Raw genomic sequence first — 19,913 nt, 5'->3', positions numbered from 1 at the left:
TCGTTTGCGCGCTCATTTCGAGCCGGGAGACCTACTATCGCCTGCCGCAGCAGGGAGTGCAATGCGAAGCAGCGCGCACAGCGACGATGCAAACGGGCTCCGGGGCGATGGTCCCAGGACTTCTCCTTTCCCGCCTTCCACGCGCAACCCGCAGGAACGCGGTGCTTTTCCCTCAGCGTGCAGATATGTTCTCCCCGATGCGCGACGAGCCCGCCACGATGACCGAGCCCGGCCTCGTCCCCCCCGAGATCACCGGCTGGTTCGACGCGCGTGGCTGGCAGGTGCGTCGTCACCAGAGTGAGATGCTCCGCGCGGCCGACCGGGGCAACCACGCGCTGCTGGTGGCCGATACCGGGGCGGGCAAGACACTGGCCGGTTTCCTGCCGACGCTGGCCGCTTTCTGTCCATCGCGACTCGATGGTGCGAAAGCGCCGGAGGGGCTGCACACCCTCTACGTCTCGCCTCTGAAGGCGCTGGCGACGGACGTGCAGCGCAACCTCACCGCGCCGATCGAGGAGATCGGCCTGCCGGTCCGGGTCGAGACCCGCAGCGGGGATACCTCCTCGGACCGCAAGGCGCGCCAGCGCACCCGGCCACCGCACGTCCTGTTGACCACGCCCGAATCGCTGTCGCTGCTGCTGAGCTATCCCGAGGCCGCGGACCTGTTCGCCAGCCTGCAGCGCGTGGTGGTCGACGAAGTCCATGCCTTCGCCACCGGCAAGCGCGGCGACCTGCTGGCACTTTCGCTGGCCCGCTTGCAGGCGATCAACCCTAAGGTGCAGCGCGCCGCGCTTTCCGCGACGCTGGCGGACCCGGACGAATATCGCGGCTGGCTGGCCCCCTGGGGAGAGATCGATACCGTGGAACTCGTCGTCGGCGAGGCGGGCGCCGACCCCAGGGTCGACATCCTGCTCCCCCGCGAGGAGCGTATCCCCTGGAGCGGTCATGCGGCGACCTGGGCGATTCCCCAGCTTATCGAGCAAATTCGCGCCCACCGCACCACGCTGGTGTTCACCAACACGCGCTTCCTTGCCGAATACATCTTCCAGGAACTGTGGGACGCCAACGAAGGCAACCTGCCGATCGGCATCCACCACGGCTCGCTGTCGAAGGAGGCAAGGGCCAAGGTCGAGGGGGCGATGGCCGAGGGCAGGCTGCGCGCCCTGGTGTGCACCGCCAGCCTGGACCTCGGCATCGACTGGGGGGACATCGACCTCGTCGTGCAGATGGGCGCGCCCAAGGGATCGTCGCGCCTGCTGCAGCGGATCGGCCGCGCCAACCACCGGCTCGACTGCCCGAGCGAAGCGGTGCTGGTACCGGGGAACCGCTTCGAGTTCCTTGAGGCCTTCGCCGCGCAGGAGGCAGTGCGCGAAGGCCAGCGCGACGGCGATCCGTTTCGGCCGGGTGGGCTGGACGTGCTGGCGCAGCACGTCATGGCGGTCGCTTGCGCAGGCCCTTTCCGCGAGGAGGCCTTGCTCGGCGAAGTACGTTCGTCGCTGGCGTATGCGTGGATCGACGAGACGATCTTCGCGCGGGTCCTCGAATTCGTGGCGACCGGCGGCTATGCGCTGCGCTCCTATGATCGCTTCCGGCGCATCGTACGTGAGAAGGACGGGACCTGGCGGCTTACCCATCCCGAGCACGCGGCGCGGCATCGGCTGAACGCGGGGATCATCGTCGATGCCGAGATGCTCGATGTGCGCTTCCGCAACGGGCGCTCGCTCGGAAAGGTGGAGGAGGGCTTCGGCGCCAGCCTGGAGCCGGGGGACACCTTCCGCTTCGCCGGCATGGACCTCGAGGTCGAATCGCTGAAAGATCTCGAACTGATCGTGCGCGCGGCCAAGCGCTCGGCCACGATTCCCAGCTATTCGGGGCAACGCATGCCGATCTCGACGCACCTGGCCGATCGGGTGCGGGCGATGCTCTCCGACCGTGCGGGCTGGGCGCGTTTCCCGGACGACGTGCGCGAATGGCTCGAGGTACAGGACTGGCGTTCGCACCTGCCGGCGCCGGGCCGGCTGCTCGTCGAGAGCTTTCCCCACCGGGGGCTGGAATATACCAGCTACTACACGTTCGAGGGGTGGAACGCGAACCAGTCGCTGGGGATGCTGATTACGCGGCGCATGGAGGACCGGGGGCTCGGGCCTCTGGGCTTCGTGGCGACCGACTACACGCTGGTCGTCTGGGGCCTCAAGGCGGTGGAGGAGCCCGCCGCGCTGCTCTCGCCCGATATCCTGACGCACGAGTTCGTAGACTGGGTGCAGCAGTCGTATCTGCTCCGCCGCGCCTTTCGCGAAGTGGCGGTGATCTCCGGTCTCGTCGAGCGGCAGCAGCCGGGCAAGCGCAAGTCCGGGCGGCAGGTGACCTTCTCGACCGACCTGATCTACGACGTGCTGCGCAAGTACGAGCCCGACCACCTGCTGATCGAGGCGGCCTGGGCCGATGCCCGGGCGCGGATGACCGACGTGGGGAGAGTCGCCGACGTGCTCGACAGGGCGGCGAAGGAAGTGGACCACGTCCGGCTCGACCGGATCAGCCCGTTGTCGGTGCCGGCGCTGTCGATGATCGGACGCGAGAGCCTGCCCTCGGGCGCGGCCGACGACGACCTGCTGCTGGAGGCGGAGAGCCTGGCGTCGGTGGCGATGCGGGTTGACCCCGCGGAGGAGGAGTAGCGGCTCCAGGTACTGCGCCTCCGGGGAGAACCTTGGGCCGCCCAACGAAAAAGGGGCGGATTTCTCCGCCCCTTTGGGTGTCCCTTGCGGGACCAGCCTTTGAATTTTGGCTTACTTGCCGAAGTTCGCGAACTGTTCGTTGCCGACGAAGCCGAACTTCGTGACCTGCGCTGCCTTGATGACCTGCAGGACCTGGGCCGACAGCTCGTAGCTGGCGTCCGGCTCGGGCTGGAACTGGAGTTCCGGCTCGGTGGACATGCGGGTGGTCGCCTGCAGCGAATTGATCAGGCCGTTCTGGTCGATCTGCACGCCGTTCCAGAGGATCTTGCTGTCCGGGGTCAGCACGATCTTGTTCTTGATCGGGTCGATCGGCGGCGGGGTGTCCGTCGGAGGGGTTGCCACCGGAAGATCGATGTCGATCGAGTGGGTCGCAACCGGGATGGTGATGATGAACATGATGAGGAGCACGAGCATGACGTCGATCAACGGCGTCGTGTTCATGTCCATCATCGGCGAACCATCGTCTTTGCCCGCTGACATTGCCATGGAAAGTTACTCCTGTTCCTGCCTGAACGTCAGCCGTTCGGATCGACCGGGTTGGTGATGAAGCCAACCGTGGGATAACCCGAAACCTGGACGTTGTAGATCGCACCGGCCACGCAGCGCCACGGAGCGTTGACGTCGCCGCGGATGTGGACCTGCGGGATGAGTTCCGGGTTCGCCATGAGAGCCTGCGGGCCGCCTTCGCGCTTCACGATGGCATCGAGACGCTTGAAGGCCTGGTCGCGGAGCTCTTCCGAAGTGACCGGAGTGACGTTGTTGAAGTAGATGCGGCATTCACCGCCACGCTGAGCGCCCTGGTAGCCGGGCTCGCCGGCAGCACGTCCGCCGGCATCGGTGGTCGAAACGGTGAGGAGAAGGTTCTCGACCTTGTCCTTCGATTCGACCGCTTCGACGACGGGGATGCGCAGCTTTTCGATCGTCTGGATCGCAACCGGGACCGCGATCAGGAAGATGATCAGAAGCACCAGCATGACGTCGACGAGCGGCGTCGTGTTGATGTCGGACATTGGTGCGTCTGCACCACCTCCGCCCGTGGATATCGCCATAGTCTTATCCTAATCCTTGCGTTGCCTGGGGCGGGCGACGGCTTTCGCATGCATCATGCCGCCGCCCTTGCCCCTGCGGGATGGCGCAAGCCGGCGAACCGGCTTGTCGCCCAACCCGTGCTCCTTACGGCTTGGCGGGAGCAGCAGCCGGCTTGGCGGGAGCGGCCGTCGTCTTCACCGGAGCAGAAGCGGTGACCGGCTTGACGGCACCCTTCGAGGTGATGTTGGCGAGCAGGTCGTTCGAGAAGCCCGTCAGCAGCTCGGCGATGCGCTTGTTGCGGCTCTGCAGGTAGTTGTAGGCAAGCACCGCGGGAACCGCGACGAGCAGACCGAGCGCGGTCATGATCAGAGCTTCACCGACCGGGCCTGCGACCTTGTCGATCGATGCCGAACCGGCGAGACCGATCGCGATCAGGGCGCGGTAGATGCCGACGACGGTACCGAACAGACCGATGAACGGCGAGGTCGCACCGACGGTGGCGAGGAACGGCAGGCCACCGGCGAGACGCGAGTTGACGGTCGCTTCCGAGCGAGCGAGCGAGCCGTGCAGCCAGTCGTGCGCTTCGAGCGAGTCGGTCATCTTGGCGTGCTGGTCTTCAGCGGCCAGGCCGTCGTCGACGAGCTGGCGCCAGGCGCTGTTCTTGTCGAGCTTGGCAGCGCCTTCGCGCAGGGTCGGGGCCTTCCAGAAGGTCGTGCGGATCACGCTGAACTGGCGCAGGATCTTCGACTGCTCGAACCACTTGGTGAACAGGATGTAGAACGAGCCGAAGGACATGATGCCCAGGATGATCACGGTCGCGTAGGCGATGAAACCGCCCTGTTCGAGAGCTTCCATGAAGCCGAACTTGTTCTGCGGCGCGCCCGCACCGGCGGCAAGGATGTCAACGATAAGCATGCGAATTACCTCTCAAGAAGAATGCAGGAGTTGGTCAGGACCAAAAGGTGCCGTCCCGACCACCTTTGAGTTAGTTGAGCTTGTACACGATCGCGGTCGAGTACGACGACGAGATCGGGTTACCCGCGTCGTCGAGCGCCGGATCGAAGCGCGCATAGCGCGTCATGCCGTCGCAAGCCGCCTCGTCGAGGTCGGGGCTGCCGCTGGAGCTCGAAACCGAGCATGCGGAAACCTTGCCGTCCCCACCGATCTGGACGCGAACGCCCACACGGCCTTCGCGCTCTTCACGCGCAGCCCGGGTCGGGTAGTTCGACTGGATGCGGCCGGCCCAGCCAGCCTGGCCCTTCGGCCGCACGCCACGGGCCTTGGAAGGTCCGGGAGGGGGCGGCGGGGGTGCCGGAGGAGCTGCGGTCGTGATCACCACCGGCGGAGCCGGGGGCGGGGTAACCACCGTCTGGATCGGCGGCGGAGCCGGCGAAATGTTGATCGGCGGAGGCGGCGCCACGATGGGTGGCGGCGGCGTATCCGGTTGCTCAGGCGGAGGCGGCGGCGGCTCCTCCTCCTTGGGTTTATCTTCCTTGATGTCCACGGTGGTCACCTTCTTGATGACCTGTTGCGCCGCCTTGTAGGCCAAGCCGGTGACAAGCGCATAGCCGACGAAGACGTGGATCAAGGCGACAATGACAAGAGCAACAATCTTGTTGGTGCTCATTTGCTGGTCAGCGTAAGCCATTCAGACGCATCACTCCATTACCAAGCCCCGAACAAATCCAGACGGAAACGAATCCCGAAAGCACGTGTCCAAGGGCGCCCATGGCTTCCCCCGGAGGGAGGAACCCATGACGAAACTTAAATTACCCACCCTGACGGCTGACAGTCAGCCTCTCCGTGAACGAAACCCGACGGAAAAGGCGAACCGCGGGGCTTTTTTAGTATTTTTGCCCCATTTTGCAGGCTTCTTAACGGTGAAGCCTGCCCTGCGCAACGCCTTATCGCCGTGGCACAGGTTAACGCACAATTCATGCCGCGTTAGGCGAATTTGATCCAGTGCAATTTTGTGTCGGTGCCGCGGTGCGGCTATAAGCCATCGCATTTCCACGGAGATTATCGCTCATGTCCTTCAAATCGCAGCACCTTGCAGGGCTCCTGGCGGGTGCCTACCTGGCGTTGGCACCCCTCTCGTCTAGCGCCCAGGGCCTCCCTGCGGCGGGCGGCGAGGTAACTTACGCGGATGTCGCGGACCTAGCCGATTCGGCAGGTCTGGTCGTGCAGGCGCAAGTCGCGAAGATGGTCAGGATCGAGGACGCAAGGGCCCGCGGACTGACGCCGGGACATGGCCGCTTCTATATACAGGCGAAGACCAGGGCACTGCTGGTCGGCAAGGCGCCGCTGGGCGAATCGGTGTCCTACCTCGTCGACCTGCCGCTGGATGCCAGCGGCAAGGCCCCCAAGCTCAAGAAGCAGGACGTGTTCCTCTTCGCCCGCGCCGTGCCAGGCCGTCCCGGCGAGCTGCAACTGGTCACTCCGACCGCGCAGCAGGCCTGGAGCGTGCGCGGCGAGGCGCGGCTGCGCGCAATCCTGCAGGAACTGGTCGCGCCCGATGCCCCCGCCAGGATCACCGGCGTGCGCGAGCTGCTGTTCGTGCCGGGCAACCTGGCCGGGCAGGGCGAGACGCAGATCTTTCTCAACACCCGGGACGGCTCGGCAGCCTCGATCACCGTGAAGCACGAGGCCGGCGCTGTGCCGGTGTGGGGTGTGTCGTTCTCCGAACTGGTCGCCGACGTGGGCCATCCGCCGCAGCGCGACACCCTCGAATGGTATCGCCTCGCCTGCTTCCTGCCCAACGTGCCGCCAGCGGGTGCGAACATCTCGTCCGGCTTCGGCCAGCAGCAGCAGGCGCTGTCCGACTATCGCATGGTGCTGGGCGAACTGGGTCCGTGCAGCCGGACCCTGGGGTAAGCGATTTGGCGAAGGGCCGAAGGCGCTGGCGACCAATCTTCAAACCGTTGCTGGAAATTCCCTTCCGCCTGGCTTAGTGCGCGCTCCCGAAAAGGAGCTTGCATGGTCGAACCGCTCAATATCGCGCTTGCCGGACTGGGAACCGTCGGAGGGGGCGTCGTCCGCCTCATCGAAACCAATGCGGAGCTGATCGCCCGCCGCGCGCGCCGTCCGATCCGCATCGCCGCCGTCAGTGCCCGCGACCGCACCAAGGACCGCGGCGTCGACCTGTCGGGCTACGACTGGGAGGACGACACCGCCGCCCTCGCCGCGCGGCCCGACGTCGACGTGGTGGTGGAGATGGTCGGCGGCTCGGATGGTCCGGCACTGTCGCTGGCGCGCAACGCCATCGGCGCGGGCAAGAGCCTCGTCACCGCCAACAAGGCGATGATCGCGCACCATGGCCTGGAACTCGCCGCCGCAGCCGAGGCGGCCGGCGTCGCGCTCAAGTTCGAGGCGGCGGTGGCCGGCGGCATCCCGGTCATCAAGGGGCTGAGTGAAGGCGCGGCGGCCAATGCCATCGAGCGGGTCTACGGCATCCTCAACGGCACCTGCAACTACATCCTCTCGACGATGGAAGACACCGGCCGCGACTTTGCCGACGTGCTCGCCGACGCGCAGCGCATGGGCTATGCCGAGGCCGACCCGACCTTCGACATCGAGGGCATCGACGCCGCGCACAAGCTGTCGATCCTGGCGGCGATCGCCTTCGGCTCACGCCTGCGCTTCGACGCGGTGGAGACGATGGGCATCAGCCGTGTCAAGGCCGCCGACATCGAGCAGGCCCGATCGCTCGGCTACGTCATCCGCCTGATCGGCACGGCCGGGATCGACGGGACCAACGGAAGCCCGCGCCTGTTCCAGCGCGTGCGCCCGCACCTGGTGCCGATCGACCACCCGCTCGCGCATGTCGACGGGGCGACCAACGCGGTCGTCGCCGAGGGCAATTTCATGGGTCGCCTGCTGTTCCAGGGCGCCGGCGCCGGTGACGGGCCGACCGCCAGCGCGGTCGTCGCCGACATCATCGACATCGCCCGCGGCGAGAAGGGCCCGGCGTTCTCGATGCCCACTGCCGAGCTGGAAGCGATGGAGCCGGCCTCGTCGGGGCACCGCATCGGCAGCGCCTACATCCGCTTCACCGTGCCCGACCGGCCCGGCGTGCTGGCCGACATCACGGCGGCCATGCGCGATGCCGGGGTCTCGATCGAAAGCCTGATCCAGAAGGGCGATCCAGACCAGGACGGCGAGGTGATCCTGGCGGTCGTCACGCATCCGGGCCCGGAAAGCGCGGTGACCGAGGCGCTGCGCATCCTCGATGGCTCCGAGAGCCTGACCGCGCAGCCGCTGGTGATGCAGATCATCGGCGCTTGAAGCCAGCGTCGTCCCGGGCTCGTCCCGGGACCAGTGGTCCACCGAAAAGCTATCGCCTCGAGAGTCCCCACGGTCCCGGATCAAGTCCGGGATGACCGCGGGTCTGCGTCTGGCCTCAAGGCGCCCTGATCTCGCCCTTGGCGATCTTGTCGGCGTCGGAGCCGGCAGGCGCTTCGGGGATCGTCGACAGATCGATGATGTAGGGCTGCTCGACCGAGCCGAAGCTGAAGGTCGGCTTGCCCTTGAAGATCCCCTTGCCGGCGACGTCCGGGGTATGCAGCCGTCCGTCGTTCAGGGCCTGCTCCGACATCGGGTCGCCATCGGCGGTGGACTGGACGCGGAACTGGTCCGGGCCTTTCCCGCAGACGACGATCTCGCCCTGCCGGGTGGGATTGGCGCAACTGTTCTTGATCTTGTCCGGCGTGATCCGGCCGCCAGCGCCCATCATCTTCTCGGCAATGGCGCGATCCGCTTCCGAAGGTTCGGAAGCCGTCTGTGCAATCGCCGGAGCGGGGGCGACGGTAGCGATTGCAAAAAGGTAAACCCAGCTTCTCGACAACTCAAATTCCTCTGTCTAAGCGATCCGAACCTTTTCCTCCCTGGATTGCCCCGGAGTGAACATGTCCGAAAACACGACCCCCGCAAGCAAAGTACTCGACCGAGTCCTCGTCCTGGAAATGGTGCGGGTCACGGAGGCCGCCGCCATTGCCGCGTCCCGCCTCATCGGGCGCGGCGACGAGAAGGCGGCCGATCATGCCGCCGTCGAAGCTATGCGCAAGGCCTTCGACGAACTCTATATGGACGGAACCGTCGTGATTGGCGAGGGGGAACGGGACGAGGCCCCGATGCTCTTCATCGGCGAGAAGGTCGGCGGCGCGCCGGGCCGGGGGCCGAAGATCGACATCGCGCTCGATCCGCTGGAAGGCACGACGATCACCGCCAAGGCCGGGCCGAACTCGCTGGCGGTCCTGGCGGCTGCCGAGGAGGGCGGCTTGCTCAACGCACCCGACGTCTACATGGACAAGCTCGCGGTGGGGCCCGGCTATCCCGATGGTGTTATCGACCTCGACCGGACGCCTACCGAGAACGTCACGGCAGTGGCCGCCGCCAAGGGGGTGAGCCCGGCGGACATCATCGTCTGCGTGCTCGACCGTCCGCGGCACGAGGCGCTCATCGCCGAATTGCGCAGCATCGGCTGCGGGGTGGTGCTGATCGGCGACGGCGACGTCGCCGGGGTCATCGCGGTGACCGACGAGGACACCACCATCGACATGTACATGGGGTCGGGCGGCGCGCCCGAGGGCGTGCTGGCCGCTGCCGCGCTGCGCTGCGTAGGCGGGCAGTTCAATGGCCGGCTGCTGTTCCGCAACGAGGACGAACGTGCCCGCGCCCGCAAGTGGGGCATCACCGACCTCAACAAGATCTACAAGCTGGAGGACCTCGCCAGGGGCGACTGTATCTTCGCGGCCACCGGCGTCACCAGCGGCTCTCTGCTGCAGGGCGTCAAGCGCCTCAAGGGCGGCAGGATGACAACCGAGAGCGTGGTGATGCGCGCCAGCTCCGGCACCGTGCGCTGGATCAAGGGCGAGCATCGCATCTGAGCCGATCGCGGCCTTCTCGCACTTTCCTTTCGCAATGACGGGGTCAGGTGCGGTTTTGGTCCAGGATGCTCCAGTCCGCTTCGGCCGCGATGTCGATGCAACGTCTCAGCTCGGGACTCGCCAGCACGATGCGGATGCGTCGGAGTCGACGCCCGAGGTCGGCAATGTTGCTGCGATTTTCAATCAGTTGGCCGACCTGTGCGCCTGCATGGCGTGGGGCATTTCATCCGGTGGTTTTTCCGGCCCGGCGGACAAACGTCGGCCCGACTCTTGCAATCCGGTGACACCCGGCTACAGGGCCGGTCCCAACGACCGACCGCCAGGAACCGTCACGGGGATTCGCCAAAATGAAGATCATGTCCGGCAACAGCAATCTGCCGCTCGCCCGCGCCATCGCGGCCTATCTCGAGCTGCCGCTCACCGATGCCAGCGTGCGCCGCTTCGCCGACGAGGAGATCTTCGTCGAGATCCATGAGAACGTGCGCGGCGAGGACGTCTTCGTGGTCCAGCCCACCAGCTACCCGGTCAACGACAACCTGATGGAGCTGCTGATCGGCATCGACGCGCTACGCCGCGCCTCGGCCAAGCGTATCACCGCCGTGGTCCCCTACTTCGGCTATGCCCGGCAGGACCGCAAGCCCGGCCCGCGCACCCCGATCTCGGCCAAGCTGGTCGCCAACCTGATGACCGAAGCGGGCGCTGACCGCGTTCTCTCGGTCGACCTGCACGCCGGGCAGATCCAAGGGTTCTTCGACATCCCGACCGACAACCTGTTTGCCGCCCCCGTCATGGCGGCCGACATCCAGGCGCGCTACGGGGACCAGTCGTTGATGGTGGTCTCGCCCGACGTCGGCGGCGTGGTGCGCGCCCGTGCGCTCGCCAAGCGTCTCGACAACGCGCCGCTGTCGATCGTCGACAAGCGCCGCGACCGTCCCGGCCAGTCCGAGGTCATGAACATCATCGGCGACGTCAAGGGCCGCGCCTGCATCCTGATCGACGACATCATCGATTCGGGCGGCACCCTGTGCAACGCGGCGCAGGCGCTCATGGACCAGGGCGCCGCCAGCGTCACCGCCTACATCACCCACGGCGTCCTGTCGGGCGCGGCGGTTTCGCGCGTGACCAACTCGGCGCTCAAGGAACTGGTCATCACCGATTCGATCCAGGCCACCGACGCCGCCAGGGATTCGGACAAGATCCGCATCCTGACGATCGCTCCGCTGATCGGCGAAGCCATCCGCCGCATTGCCGACGAAAGCTCGGTGTCGAGCCTGTTCGACTGAACCTTGTCGTCCCGGCGAAAGCCGGGACCGGGTCCACTTCGTCCCGGACTTGAACCGGGACCGCGGGGTACTCTTCAGGCGAGAGCTTGCGATGGGCCACTGTGCCTTGCGCTTGGCCTTGCGCCTGTCCGACTTAGCCAGCGGTCCCGGGTCGAACCCGCGACGTCGGTTCAACTCGGCTCAACTCACTCCCACGGCCGGGTCTTGCCCGGCTCGATCCTGTGGAGCGCTTCGAGCCGCCGCGCCTGCCTCGATTCGAGCGCCAGCGTCAGGATCGGCTGCGGCGTCTTCACGAACTGGCGCGGCGACATGCCGAACAGCTCTGTGAATTCGTGGATCAGGTGGCTCTCGTCGTAATAGCGCAGGGCGATCTCCTCGCCCTCGTTCGAATCGGCGACACCGCGCAAGTGGCTGGCCATGTCGAGCGCGCGGGCGCGGCGCAGGACCTGCTTGGGTGGCATCCCGAAATCGCGGCTTACCACGCGTTCCAGCTTGCGGCGGTCGACGCTGCATGCCGCCGCCGCATCGCTTACCGACATGCCGGGATCGCGGAAGGTGATCTCCTCGAACTGCGAGGCGACCGGGTCGGGCTGGGGACTGCCCAGATGAATCGCCCGTCGGCGCACCAGGTCTTCGAGCGCTTCGAGCCAGTCTTCGGCCGAGCCGTCGGGATCGAACAGCGCTAGCATCCGGTCGGAGGGGGTAGCGACGACGCCGGTCGGCACCAGCCGGTCCACGAAGTCACCCACCCGGGGCCCCTGCAGGGCGGTGGAGGCGCCCGGGCGGATGGCCATGCCAATGCTGGTGAAGCTGCCGGTGACGGAAACCGGCATGCGGCGCGACTGCGGACCGAAGAACAGCGCCGCCTTGCCGAAGGCCTCCGGCCCGGTCGCGGTCTCCGCGGTCCAGTCGCCGGCGAGCTGGACGCGCACGCAGGCCGTGTCGTTGAACAGGCCGCAGGATAAAGTGTAGTCGGTCGGGAGCTGGACTTTCGTAACGTACAGGCGCCCTATCCATGGTGCCAGGTCCGGCGCCGGAGCCCGATTGTACGACAGGGGTTGCCCGTCCTTCGTGATGCCCTGTTGCGGCGCGATTGTCGGATCGACCGCCGGGCGGTTCTTGCGCTGCATGCCCACTCCAGCCGCGAATGCCCTGCAACCGGGATAAGTCCGCGGTGGCGGCTCGGCAATGCGGTAAAAAACCACAAGTCCCGTTACCCTCCTGCTATTTTATTACAGTGTCTGCGTTTTCGCGCGACAACCTTGACCGCACGGCGGCCGCGAAGGCAGAGCGTAAGCCATGAAGATCGAACACGACATCGCCCTCGCCCTTCGCCTTGCCGATGCCGCCGGCGATGCGATTCGCCCCCATTTCCGCACCGGCCTTGCCGCCGACCGCAAGAACGACGCCTCGCCCGTCACCGTTGCCGACCGCGCCGCCGAGGAGGCCATGCGCCGCATTCTCAAGGCCGAGGTCCCGCGTGACACGATCATCGGCGAGGAGTTCGGCACCGAGCAGGGCACCTCCAACCGCACCTGGGTGCTTGACCCGATCGACGGCACCGTCTCGTTCATCGCCGGCCGCCCGATCTTCGGCACCCTGATCGCGCTGCTGGTCGACGGTTGGCCGGTGCTGGGGATCATCGACCAGCCGATCCTGGGCGAGCGCTGGCTGGGCGCGAGCGGCCGTCCCACCACCTTCAACGGCAAGGAGGTGCGCACCCGCCCCTGCCGCGAGCTGTCCGGAGCGATGCTGGCGACCACCGGGCCGCAGTATTTCGACGACCATCAGGGCGACCACTTCATGGCGCTGGCGGCGAAGACCGACCACAAGCGCATGATGTTCGGCGGCGATTGCTACAACTACGGGCTGCTCGCCAGCGGCGACATCGACCTCGTGTGCGAGGCGGGGCTCAAGCTTCACGACTGGGCGGCGCTGGTCCCCGTCGTCGAGGGTGCGGGCGGCATCATGTGCGACTGGAACGGCGAGCCGCTCAACATCGATTCGGGCGGCGAGGTGCTGGCGATCGGCGATCCCGCGCGGCTGGAGGACGTGGTCGAGGCGATGGGCTGCCACAATCATGGCCACCATCACGACTGAGGCGCCCGCCATTGGGCGCAGACTGCGCCTGTTCGTCTACGGCACGCTGCAGCCGCAAGGCGGCACCGCCATGGGCGCATGGGTCGCCGCGCGCACGGTGCGCGCACAACCGGCCAGCATGTCCGGTCGGCTCCATGGTATAAGGGATGAAGGTGGCTGGTTTCCCGCGCTGGTTCCGGGGCGGGGCGAGGTACGTGGAACCGTCTGCGACTTGCGACTGGGACCTGGAGACCTGGCGCTGCTCGACCGCTACGAGGGGCCAGAGTACCGGCGAATGACCCTGCCGGTGCGCACCGCCGGCGGCAGGCGACTGCGGGCGCAAGTCTACGCTTGGCGTGGCCGTCCGCCCGCGGGAGCGCCGCGCATCGGAGCCGATTTCCTAGCCTGGCTGGAGGCGGGTCGGCGCGGGATATATACGTCGTCGCGGACGTGATCCGGGACCGCGGACAATCGGTGAGGCGATAGCCCTCGGCAGGACGCTCCAACGCGAGGTTGCGCTTGAAGTAGGGCCCCGGTTGCCGGATCGCGCCCGGTACGACGGCGCGCTTGCCTTTCCGCCGCCTTCACACTAAAGGCCCGCCCTTCAATCGACACGGATGAAGCTCCTTCGGGAGATTCGCGGGTCGGCCTGGCGAAAAGGGCTGCCAAGGCCGGCGGGACGTGTCCCTGACCAAGGAGACGAAAATGCCCAAGTTGAAGACCAAGAGCGGCGTGAAGAAGCGCTTCCGCCTCACCGCCACCGGCAAGGTGAAGCACGGTGTGGCCGGCAAGCGTCACCGCTTGATGAACCACAACGGTAAGTACATCCGCCAGAATCGTCGTACCGACGTCATCTCCGATGCCGACGCCAAGACGATCAAGAAGTGGGCGCCCTACGGGCTCAACTGAGGAATACTGACCGATGAGCCGTATCAAGAGGGGTGTAACCACCCGCGCCAAGCACAAGCGGATCCTGGAACAGGCCAAGGGCTACCGTGGCCGCCGCAAGAACACCATCCGCGTCGCACGCCAGGCCGTCGAAAAGGCCGGCCAGTACGCGTACCGTGACCGCAAGATCAAGAAGCGCACCTTCCGCGCCCTGTGGATCCAGCGCATCAACGCTGCCGTCCGCGCTGAAGGTCTGACCTACTCGCAGTTCATCCACGGCACCAAGCTGGCCGGGATCGAACTCGATCGCAAGACCATGGCCGACCTCGCCATGAACGAAGGCGGCGTGTTTAGCACCGTCATCGCGCAGGCGAAGGCAGCGCTGCCGGCGTAACCGCCGACACGAAGGTCTCGCTTCACAGCGCGATTGCAAGGGCGTGGATGGCAAGTGCCGTCCGCGCCCTTTTCGCGTCTGCGGGAAAGGAAATGGGATCACGCGGGGCGCGCAGACGCGGCTTCGCCGCAAGCGCGACGCCTCTGCGTCTCTGCGTGAAACCCTCTTGCGTTGCGATCTGTGCCCCTTCTCCCTAAGGAGCGCGGAGCCAAAGCGGATGGGTTCCCGCCTTCGCGGGAATGGCAAGTTTTTTTGGGGTAAGTATCGTGATTGATATCGACCAGGTGATCGCTCGGATCGACGGAGCCGAAACGCTCGAGGCGCTCGAAGCCCTGCGGATCGAGTATCTCGGCAAGCAGGGCTCGATCTCGGGCCTGCTCAAGACGCTGGGCGGCATGAGCCCCGAGCAGCGCCAGGTCGAGGGTCCCAAGATCCAGGCCTTGCGTGAAGGCGCGACCGCCGCCATCGCCGCCCGGAAGGACGCGCTGGAAACCGCCGCGCTCGATGCGCGTCTCGCGGCCGAGACGATCGATCTCTCGCTCCCCGCGCCGCAGGCGCCGCGCGGATCGGTGCACCCGATCTCGCAAGTCATGGACGAACTGGCCGAGGTCTTCGCCGATCTCGGCTTCGCGGTCGCCACCGGCCCCGAGATCGAGGACGACTGGCACAACTTCACCGCGCTCAACATGCCCGAAAGCCACCCGGCACGCGCAATGCACGACACCTTCTACTTCCCGGACAGGAACGATGACGGCCGTGAGATGCTGCTGCGCACGCATACCTCGCCGGTCCAGATCCGATCGATGATCGAGCAGGGTGCGCCGATCCGCATTGTCGCCCCGGGACGCGTCTATCGTTCGGACAGCGACGCCACGCACACGCCGATGTTCCACCAGATCGAAGGCCTCGTCATCGACAAGGGCATTCATCTGGGCCATCTCAAGTGGACGCTGGAGACCTTCCTCAAGGCCTTCTTCGAGCGCGACGATATCGTCCTGCGCCTGCGCCCCAGCTACTTCCCCTTCACCGAGCCCTCGATCGAGGTCGACGTGGGCTACTCGAACGAGGCCGGCCCCAACGGGTCTTCCCGCCGCGTCGTCGGCGGGTCGGGCGATGCGCCGGGCCATGCCTGGATGGAAGTGCTGGGCTCGGGCATGGTCAACCGCCACGTCATCGCGGCCGGCGGGCTCGATCCCGACGAGTGGCAGGGCTTCGCCTTCGGCACCGGCGTCGATCGCCTCGCCATGCTGAAGTACGGCATGGACGACTTGCGCGCCTTCTTCGACGGCGACGTACGCTGGCTCTCCCATTACGGATTCTCCGCCCTGGACGTGCCGACCCTTTCGGGCGGCGTCGGCACCCCTGTCTGAGCGGAAAGGATTAAGACATGAAGTTCTCGCTCTCCTGGCTCAAGCGCTACCTGGAAACCGAAGCGACGATCGAGCAGATCGCCGCCAAGCTCAACGCCATCGGCCTTGAAGTCGAAGGCGTCGAGGACCCGGCCGAAAAGCTTGCCGGCTTCCGCGTCGCCCGCGTGCTCTCGGCCGCGCGCCACCCCGACGCCGACAAGCTGCAGGTTCTTTCGGTCGATACGGGTGACGGTCAGCCGTTGCAGGTCGTATGCGGCGCCCCCAACGCCCGCGCGGGCCTCGTCGGCGTGCTCGGCCTGCCCGGGGCGACGGTTCCCGCCAATGGCCTGGTGCTGAAGAAATCCGCCATCCGCGGCGTCGAATCGAACGGCATGATGTGCTCCACCCGCGAGTTGGAACTGGGCGAAGACCACGACGGCATCATCGAACTGCCCGAGGATGCGCCCATCGGCACGCCTTTCGCGCAGTACCACGGCGCCGACCCGGTCATCGACGTGGCGATCACGCCCAACCGCCCGGACTGCATGGGCCTCTACGGTATCGCCCGCGACCTCGCGGCGGCGGGTGTCGGCACGCTGAGGCCTATCGAGGCGCTCGACATCCCCGGCAGCTTCGCATGCCCGGTCGAGATCCGCACCGAGGACCCCGAGGGTTGCCCGGCCTTCTACGGCCGCGTCATCAAGGGGGTCAGGAACGGTCCGTCGCCGCAGTGGCTGCAGGATTGCCTGAAGTCCGCCGGGCAGCGCCCGATCTCGGCGCTGGTCGATGCGACCAACCTGCTGATGCTCACGTACGGCCGCCCGGCCCACGCCTACGACCTCGCCAAGTTGACCGGTGCCGTCGTGGCGCGCCGGGCGAAGGACGGCGAGACCGTCGTCGCACTGAACGAGAAGACCTACACGCTCGACGCCGGGATGACGGTCATCGCCGACGACGCGGGCGTCCACGACATCGCCGGCATCATGGGCGGCGAGCATTCGGGCTGCGACGAGGGCACCACCGACGTCCTGCTCGAGATCGCCTATTTCGATCCCGAGCGCATCGCCAGGACCGGCCGCAAGCTCAACCTGACCTCGGACGCGCGCAGCCGCTTCGAGCGTGGGATCGACCCGAACTTCCTCGACGCAGGCCTGGCCCACCTCACGCGCCTGATCCTCGAGCTGTGCGGCGGCGAGGCATCGCAGGTGGTGCGCGCCGGCGCGGCTCCGGGTACGCCGAAGATCGTCCACTTCACGCCCGCGCTGGTCGAAAAGCTGGGCGGCGTGAAGGTCGAGCCGTCCGAGCAGCGACGCATCCTCGGGAGCCTCGGCTTCTCGGTGGTCGGCGAGGAAACGAACTGGGAGCAGGGCTGGGCGGTCACCGTCCCCGGCTGGCGTCCCGACGTCGACGGCGCGGCCGACATCGTCGAGGAAGTCGTGCGCATCCACGGTCTCGACAAGGTCCAGAGCGTTGCCCTGCCGCGTGCCGACGGCGTCGCCCGTCCCACCGCCACGCCCGCGCAGGCGCTGGAGCGCCGCGTGCGCCGTGCCGCTGCCGCGCGCGGGCTGCAGGAGGCCGTCACCTGGTCGTTCCTGCCCGAGGCTTCGGCGCGGGCCTTCGCCGACGGCACTGGAGGCCTGTGGGTCCTCGCCAATCCGATCAGCGAGGATATGAAGGCCATGCGCCCCTCGCTGCTGCCCGGCCTGCTGATGGCCGCCAAGCGCAACCTCGATCGCGGCGCTTCCTCGCTCCGCCTGTTCGAACTGGGGCGCCGTTACCTGCGCGGCGGGGCCGGCGCCAGCGACGAGCGCCTGGCGCTCGGCCTCGTGCTGGCGGGCGAGAAGACCCCGCGCGGCTGGGCGACAGGCAAGGCCGTCGCATTCGATGCGTTCGACGCCAAGGCCGAAGTCATGGCCCTGCTCGCCGAAGCCGGGGCGCCGGTCGACAAGCTGCAGGTCATGGGCATAGACGATTCTGGGCACGGACCGCAGTTCCATCCCGGCCAGTCGGCTACCTTGCGCCTGGGTCCCAAGAACGTGCTGGCGCGTTTCGGCATGCTGCATCCCACGCTCGCCAGGCAGTTCGACGTCGATGGCCCCGTGGCCCTGGCCGAAATCTATCTCGACGCCATTCCCGGCCGCAAGGGCGCGGCGACTTTCGCCCGCGTGTCCTACGCGCCGCCGGCGCTGCAGGCGGTGACCCGCGACTACGCGTTCCTCGTGCCCGTGGCCCTGCCGTCGGGCGACCTCGTGCGGGTGGTGCAGGGCGCGGACAAGGCGAACATCGTCTCCGCGCGGCTGTTCGACGACTTCCGGGGGCAAGGCGTGCCCGAGGGGCAGAAGTCGCTGGCGCTCGAAGTCACGCTCCAGCCGCTCGACAAGAGCTACAAGGACGAAGACCTCAAGGCGATCAGCGGCAGGGTGACGGCGGCCGCCGCCAAGCTGGGGGCCGTGCTGCGGGGGTGAGGCGGGCCACTGCCGCGCCGGTCCCATCTTCGGACGAGCGCGGCAGTGGTCCCGGTCCCGGTCCCGGGACCGGGGAGTACGCTTGAGGCGATGGCTCACCATGAGCCAGATCGAGGAGATGACGAGTGACCGACGTGGCTTTCACAACCATCTCGTCCGGCGACCTCACCGCCCGGATCAACCCGCTCGGTGCCGAACTGTGGTCGCTCACCGACCGCCAGGGCCGCGAGTACATGACCGACGCCGACCCGGCGTTCTGGACCGGGCACGCGCCGCTGCTGTTCCCGATCGTCGGCGCCCTCCACGATGACCGCTATCGCCTCGACGGCCGCGAATACGCGCTGCCCAAGCACGGCTTCGCCCGCCGCTCGACGTTCGCGGTGGTCGAGGCGGGCGCCGACCACGTCCTCTTCCGCCTCGCCGACAGCGCCCGGACGCGCGAGGCCTACCCCTTCGCCTTCGTGCTCGACATGGCGTTCCGCATCGATGCCACCGGTCTCCACATGGAGGCGCGCATCGCCAACCCGGGCGAGGAACCGCTGCCCTTCAGCTTCGGCTACCACCCCGCCTTCGCCTGGCCGCTGCCCGGCGGCGCCGCCAAGTCCGACCACATGATTGCCTTCGAACAGCCCGAACCGCAGCCCATCCGCCGGATCGAGCCCGAAACCGGCCTCGTCCTGCCCGAACCCGTCGCCACTCCGGTCGAAGGCCATCTCCTGCACCCCGACGCCGCCCAGTTCGAAGCCGACGCGCTGATCTGGGATCGCCTCGCCAGCCGTGCGCTGACGTTCGGCGCGCCCGGGGCCACGCAGCTTGCCATTGCCTTCCCCGATACGCCGATGCTGGGCATCTGGCAGAAGCCCGGCGCCGCCTACTTGTGCATCGAGCCCTGGCAGGGCATCGCCGATCCGCTCGGCTTCACCGGCGATTTCCGCGCCAAGCCCGGCGTCGTCACCCTGAAGCCCGGCGAAGCGCGCAGCTTCCGCATGGACGTGGCCGTCCTCTCGGCCGACTGAAGGAGTATCCCATGAAGACCGCACTCGTCACCGGCGCCACTTCCGGAATCGGCGAAGCTTGCGCCCGTGCCTTCGTCGGCGCCGGCTGGAGAGTGGTCGGCACCGGCCGCCGCGCCGAGCGGTTGCAGGCGCTGGTCGACGAACTGGGCGAGGACCGCTTCCATCCTTGCGCCTACGACGTGCGCGACGAAGCTGCCCGTGACGCCGCGCTGGAAACGCTGCCCGACGCGTTCGCGAAGATCGACTGCCTGGTCAACAACGCCGGCCTCGCGTTGGGCGCGGCTCCGGCCCAGCAGGCCGATCTCGCCGACTGGAAGACGATGATCGACACCAACGTCGTCGCGCTCGCCTCGCTCACCCACAAGCTGCTGCCGGGCCTGATCGAACGCAAGGGCGCGATCGTGATGCTCTCCTCGGTGGCGGCGAGTTATCCCTATACCGGCGGCAACGTCTATGGCGGCACCAAGGCCTTCGTGCGCCAGTTCGCGCTGGGCCTGCGCTCGGACCTGTCGGGCACCGGCGTGCGCGTCACCTCGATCGAGCCGGGCATGGTCGAGACCGAGTTCACCGTCGTACGCAACGGCGGCGACCAGGCGGCCTCGGACAACCTCTATGCAGGCGTCAACCCGCTGACCGGCGGCGACATCGCCGAAACCGTGCTGTGGATCGCCTCGCTGCCGGCGCATGTGAACATCAACACGCTGGAACTGATGCCGGTGAACCAGTCGTTCGCGGGGTTCCAGGTGGCGCGGGAAGGGTAAGGGGAAAGACCGGGGCCCCTTCCCCTGGGGCT

At 67.2% G+C, this 19,913-nt stretch carries 19 protein-coding genes; 13 read left to right on the top strand and 6 right to left on the bottom strand.

What is annotated here, in order from left to right; translation table 11 throughout:
- Nucleotides 1–218: 218 nt before the first annotated feature.
- Complete coding sequence (locus ACFFDA_RS20990) at nucleotides 219–2,672, top strand: ligase-associated DNA damage response DEXH box helicase (RefSeq protein WP_404482817.1); 2,454 nt, start codon at nucleotides 219–221, stop codon at nucleotides 2,670–2,672.
- 111 nt (nucleotides 2,673–2,783) lie between these two features.
- On the opposite strand, the gene ACFFDA_RS20985 is transcribed toward ACFFDA_RS20990, so the two are convergent.
- The 4 genes from ACFFDA_RS20985 to ACFFDA_RS20970 form a co-directional block, all read right to left on the bottom strand.
- Nucleotides 2,784–3,218: an ExbD/TolR family protein gene (locus ACFFDA_RS20985; RefSeq protein ID WP_404482720.1), complete on the bottom strand. Its 435-nt coding sequence runs from the start codon at nucleotides 3,216–3,218 to the stop codon at nucleotides 2,784–2,786.
- A 29-nt stretch (nucleotides 3,219–3,247) separates the two neighbouring features.
- Nucleotides 3,248–3,781 (bottom strand): ExbD/TolR family protein, encoded by a 534-nt coding sequence (locus ACFFDA_RS20980; protein ID WP_404482719.1) that lies wholly within the window; start codon nucleotides 3,779–3,781, stop codon nucleotides 3,248–3,250.
- 124 nt (nucleotides 3,782–3,905) lie between these two features.
- Nucleotides 3,906–4,676: a MotA/TolQ/ExbB proton channel family protein gene (locus tag ACFFDA_RS20975; RefSeq protein WP_404482718.1), complete on the bottom strand. Its 771-nt coding sequence runs from the start codon at nucleotides 4,674–4,676 to the stop codon at nucleotides 3,906–3,908.
- Between the two features lie 70 nt (nucleotides 4,677–4,746).
- A complete protein-coding gene (locus ACFFDA_RS20970; RefSeq protein ID WP_404482717.1) occupies nucleotides 4,747–5,409 on the bottom strand; it encodes a TonB family protein in 663 nt (220 codons plus the stop codon).
- 380 nt (nucleotides 5,410–5,789) lie between these two features.
- Here ACFFDA_RS20970 and ACFFDA_RS20965 point away from each other — a divergent pair, with 380 nt between their 5' ends.
- Together ACFFDA_RS20965 and ACFFDA_RS20960 are read left to right on the top strand one after the other, a co-directional pair.
- The gene (locus ACFFDA_RS20965) at nucleotides 5,790–6,635 is read left to right on the top strand and encodes a hypothetical protein (protein ID WP_404482716.1); all 846 of its coding nucleotides are present in this window, start codon (nucleotides 5,790–5,792) and stop codon (nucleotides 6,633–6,635) included.
- Between the two features lie 102 nt (nucleotides 6,636–6,737).
- Nucleotides 6,738–8,045, top strand: coding sequence for a homoserine dehydrogenase (locus ACFFDA_RS20960; protein ID WP_404482715.1), 1,308 nt, complete (start codon nucleotides 6,738–6,740; stop codon nucleotides 8,043–8,045).
- Between the two features lie 115 nt (nucleotides 8,046–8,160).
- Here the strand turns inward: ACFFDA_RS20960 and ACFFDA_RS20955 are convergent, their stop codons facing one another.
- A complete protein-coding gene (locus ACFFDA_RS20955; RefSeq protein WP_404482714.1) occupies nucleotides 8,161–8,604 on the bottom strand; it encodes a hypothetical protein in 444 nt (147 codons plus the stop codon).
- Nucleotides 8,605–8,665: 61 nt separating this feature from the next.
- On the opposite strand from ACFFDA_RS20955, the gene glpX reads away from it, so the two are divergent.
- Nucleotides 8,666–9,646 carry a class II fructose-bisphosphatase gene (gene glpX, locus ACFFDA_RS20950; RefSeq protein ID WP_404482713.1) on the top strand — a complete coding sequence of 327 codons (981 nt, stop codon included), beginning with the start codon at nucleotides 8,666–8,668 and terminating at the stop codon, nucleotides 9,644–9,646.
- 347 nt (nucleotides 9,647–9,993) lie between these two features.
- Nucleotides 9,994–10,929 (top strand): ribose-phosphate pyrophosphokinase, encoded by a 936-nt coding sequence (locus ACFFDA_RS20945; RefSeq protein WP_404482712.1) that lies wholly within the window; start codon nucleotides 9,994–9,996, stop codon nucleotides 10,927–10,929.
- A 185-nt stretch (nucleotides 10,930–11,114) separates the two neighbouring features.
- On the opposite strand, the gene ACFFDA_RS20940 is transcribed toward ACFFDA_RS20945, so the two are convergent.
- Nucleotides 11,115–12,059, bottom strand: a complete 945-nt coding sequence (locus ACFFDA_RS20940) for a helix-turn-helix domain-containing protein (protein WP_404482711.1) — start codon at nucleotides 12,057–12,059, stop codon at nucleotides 11,115–11,117.
- 169 nt (nucleotides 12,060–12,228) lie between these two features.
- Here ACFFDA_RS20940 and hisN point away from each other — a divergent pair, with 169 nt between their 5' ends.
- From hisN to ACFFDA_RS20900, 8 genes are all read left to right on the top strand, one after another.
- Nucleotides 12,229–13,029, top strand: a complete 801-nt coding sequence (gene hisN / locus ACFFDA_RS20935) for a histidinol-phosphatase (RefSeq protein WP_404482710.1) — start codon at nucleotides 12,229–12,231, stop codon at nucleotides 13,027–13,029.
- Nucleotides 13,010–13,462, top strand: a complete 453-nt coding sequence (locus ACFFDA_RS20930) for a gamma-glutamylcyclotransferase family protein (protein WP_404482709.1) — start codon at nucleotides 13,010–13,012, stop codon at nucleotides 13,460–13,462. Before hisN ends, ACFFDA_RS20930 begins: the two co-directional genes overlap by 20 nt.
- Before the next feature lie 251 nt (nucleotides 13,463–13,713).
- Nucleotides 13,714–13,917 carry a 50S ribosomal protein L35 gene (gene rpmI / locus ACFFDA_RS20925; protein ID WP_007687520.1) on the top strand — a complete coding sequence of 68 codons (204 nt, stop codon included), beginning with the start codon at nucleotides 13,714–13,716 and terminating at the stop codon, nucleotides 13,915–13,917.
- Nucleotides 13,918–13,930: 13 nt separating this feature from the next.
- Nucleotides 13,931–14,290 (top strand): 50S ribosomal protein L20, encoded by a 360-nt coding sequence (gene rplT / locus ACFFDA_RS20920; RefSeq protein ID WP_404482708.1) that lies wholly within the window; start codon nucleotides 13,931–13,933, stop codon nucleotides 14,288–14,290.
- 266 nt (nucleotides 14,291–14,556) lie between these two features.
- Nucleotides 14,557–15,660, top strand: a complete 1,104-nt coding sequence (gene pheS / locus ACFFDA_RS20915; RefSeq protein WP_404482707.1) for a phenylalanine--tRNA ligase subunit alpha — start codon at nucleotides 14,557–14,559, stop codon at nucleotides 15,658–15,660.
- A 17-nt stretch (nucleotides 15,661–15,677) separates the two neighbouring features.
- Nucleotides 15,678–18,104, top strand: coding sequence for a phenylalanine--tRNA ligase subunit beta (gene pheT / locus ACFFDA_RS20910; RefSeq protein WP_404482706.1), 2,427 nt, complete (start codon nucleotides 15,678–15,680; stop codon nucleotides 18,102–18,104).
- Between the two features lie 125 nt (nucleotides 18,105–18,229).
- Complete coding sequence (locus ACFFDA_RS20905; RefSeq protein ID WP_404482705.1) at nucleotides 18,230–19,120, top strand: aldose 1-epimerase family protein; 891 nt, start codon at nucleotides 18,230–18,232, stop codon at nucleotides 19,118–19,120.
- Nucleotides 19,121–19,131: 11 nt separating this feature from the next.
- Nucleotides 19,132–19,881 carry an SDR family NAD(P)-dependent oxidoreductase gene (locus ACFFDA_RS20900; RefSeq protein ID WP_404482704.1) on the top strand — a complete coding sequence of 250 codons (750 nt, stop codon included), beginning with the start codon at nucleotides 19,132–19,134 and terminating at the stop codon, nucleotides 19,879–19,881.
- The last annotated feature ends 32 nt before the right edge of the window (nucleotides 19,882–19,913 follow it).

It is taken from the genome of Novosphingobium sp. BL-52-GroH (genome assembly GCF_044813085.1).
In the GTDB taxonomy this organism is placed as follows: domain Bacteria; phylum Pseudomonadota; class Alphaproteobacteria; order Sphingomonadales; family Sphingomonadaceae; genus Novosphingobium.
The sequence above is the reverse complement of the archived record's forward strand: the minus strand, read 5'-3'. Positions and strand labels throughout refer to the sequence as shown.

Coding starts and splice junctions, on each gene's coding strand:
- ACFFDA_RS20990 (WP_404482817.1), top strand. CDS start 219: ATGACCGAGCCCGGCCTCGTCCCCCCCGAGATCACCGGCTGGTTCGAC.
- ACFFDA_RS20985 (WP_404482720.1), bottom strand. CDS start 3,218: ATGGCAATGTCAGCGGGCAAAGACGATGGTTCGCCGATGATGGACATG.
- ACFFDA_RS20980 (WP_404482719.1), bottom strand. CDS start 3,781: ATGGCGATATCCACGGGCGGAGGTGGTGCAGACGCACCAATGTCCGAC.
- ACFFDA_RS20975 (WP_404482718.1), bottom strand. CDS start 4,676: ATGCTTATCGTTGACATCCTTGCCGCCGGTGCGGGCGCGCCGCAGAAC.
- ACFFDA_RS20970 (WP_404482717.1), bottom strand. CDS start 5,409: ATGGCTTACGCTGACCAGCAAATGAGCACCAACAAGATTGTTGCTCTT.
- ACFFDA_RS20965 (WP_404482716.1), top strand. CDS start 5,790: ATGTCCTTCAAATCGCAGCACCTTGCAGGGCTCCTGGCGGGTGCCTAC.
- ACFFDA_RS20960 (WP_404482715.1), top strand. CDS start 6,738: ATGGTCGAACCGCTCAATATCGCGCTTGCCGGACTGGGAACCGTCGGA.
- glpX (WP_404482713.1), top strand. CDS start 8,666: ATGTCCGAAAACACGACCCCCGCAAGCAAAGTACTCGACCGAGTCCTC.
- ACFFDA_RS20945 (WP_404482712.1), top strand. CDS start 9,994: ATGAAGATCATGTCCGGCAACAGCAATCTGCCGCTCGCCCGCGCCATC.
- ACFFDA_RS20940 (WP_404482711.1), bottom strand. CDS start 12,059: ATGCAGCGCAAGAACCGCCCGGCGGTCGATCCGACAATCGCGCCGCAA.
- hisN (WP_404482710.1), top strand. CDS start 12,229: ATGAAGATCGAACACGACATCGCCCTCGCCCTTCGCCTTGCCGATGCC.
- ACFFDA_RS20930 (WP_404482709.1), top strand. CDS start 13,010: ATGGCCACCATCACGACTGAGGCGCCCGCCATTGGGCGCAGACTGCGC.
- rpmI (WP_007687520.1), top strand. CDS start 13,714: ATGCCCAAGTTGAAGACCAAGAGCGGCGTGAAGAAGCGCTTCCGCCTC.
- rplT (WP_404482708.1), top strand. CDS start 13,931: ATGAGCCGTATCAAGAGGGGTGTAACCACCCGCGCCAAGCACAAGCGG.
- pheT (WP_404482706.1), top strand. CDS start 15,678: ATGAAGTTCTCGCTCTCCTGGCTCAAGCGCTACCTGGAAACCGAAGCG.
- ACFFDA_RS20900 (WP_404482704.1), top strand. CDS start 19,132: ATGAAGACCGCACTCGTCACCGGCGCCACTTCCGGAATCGGCGAAGCT.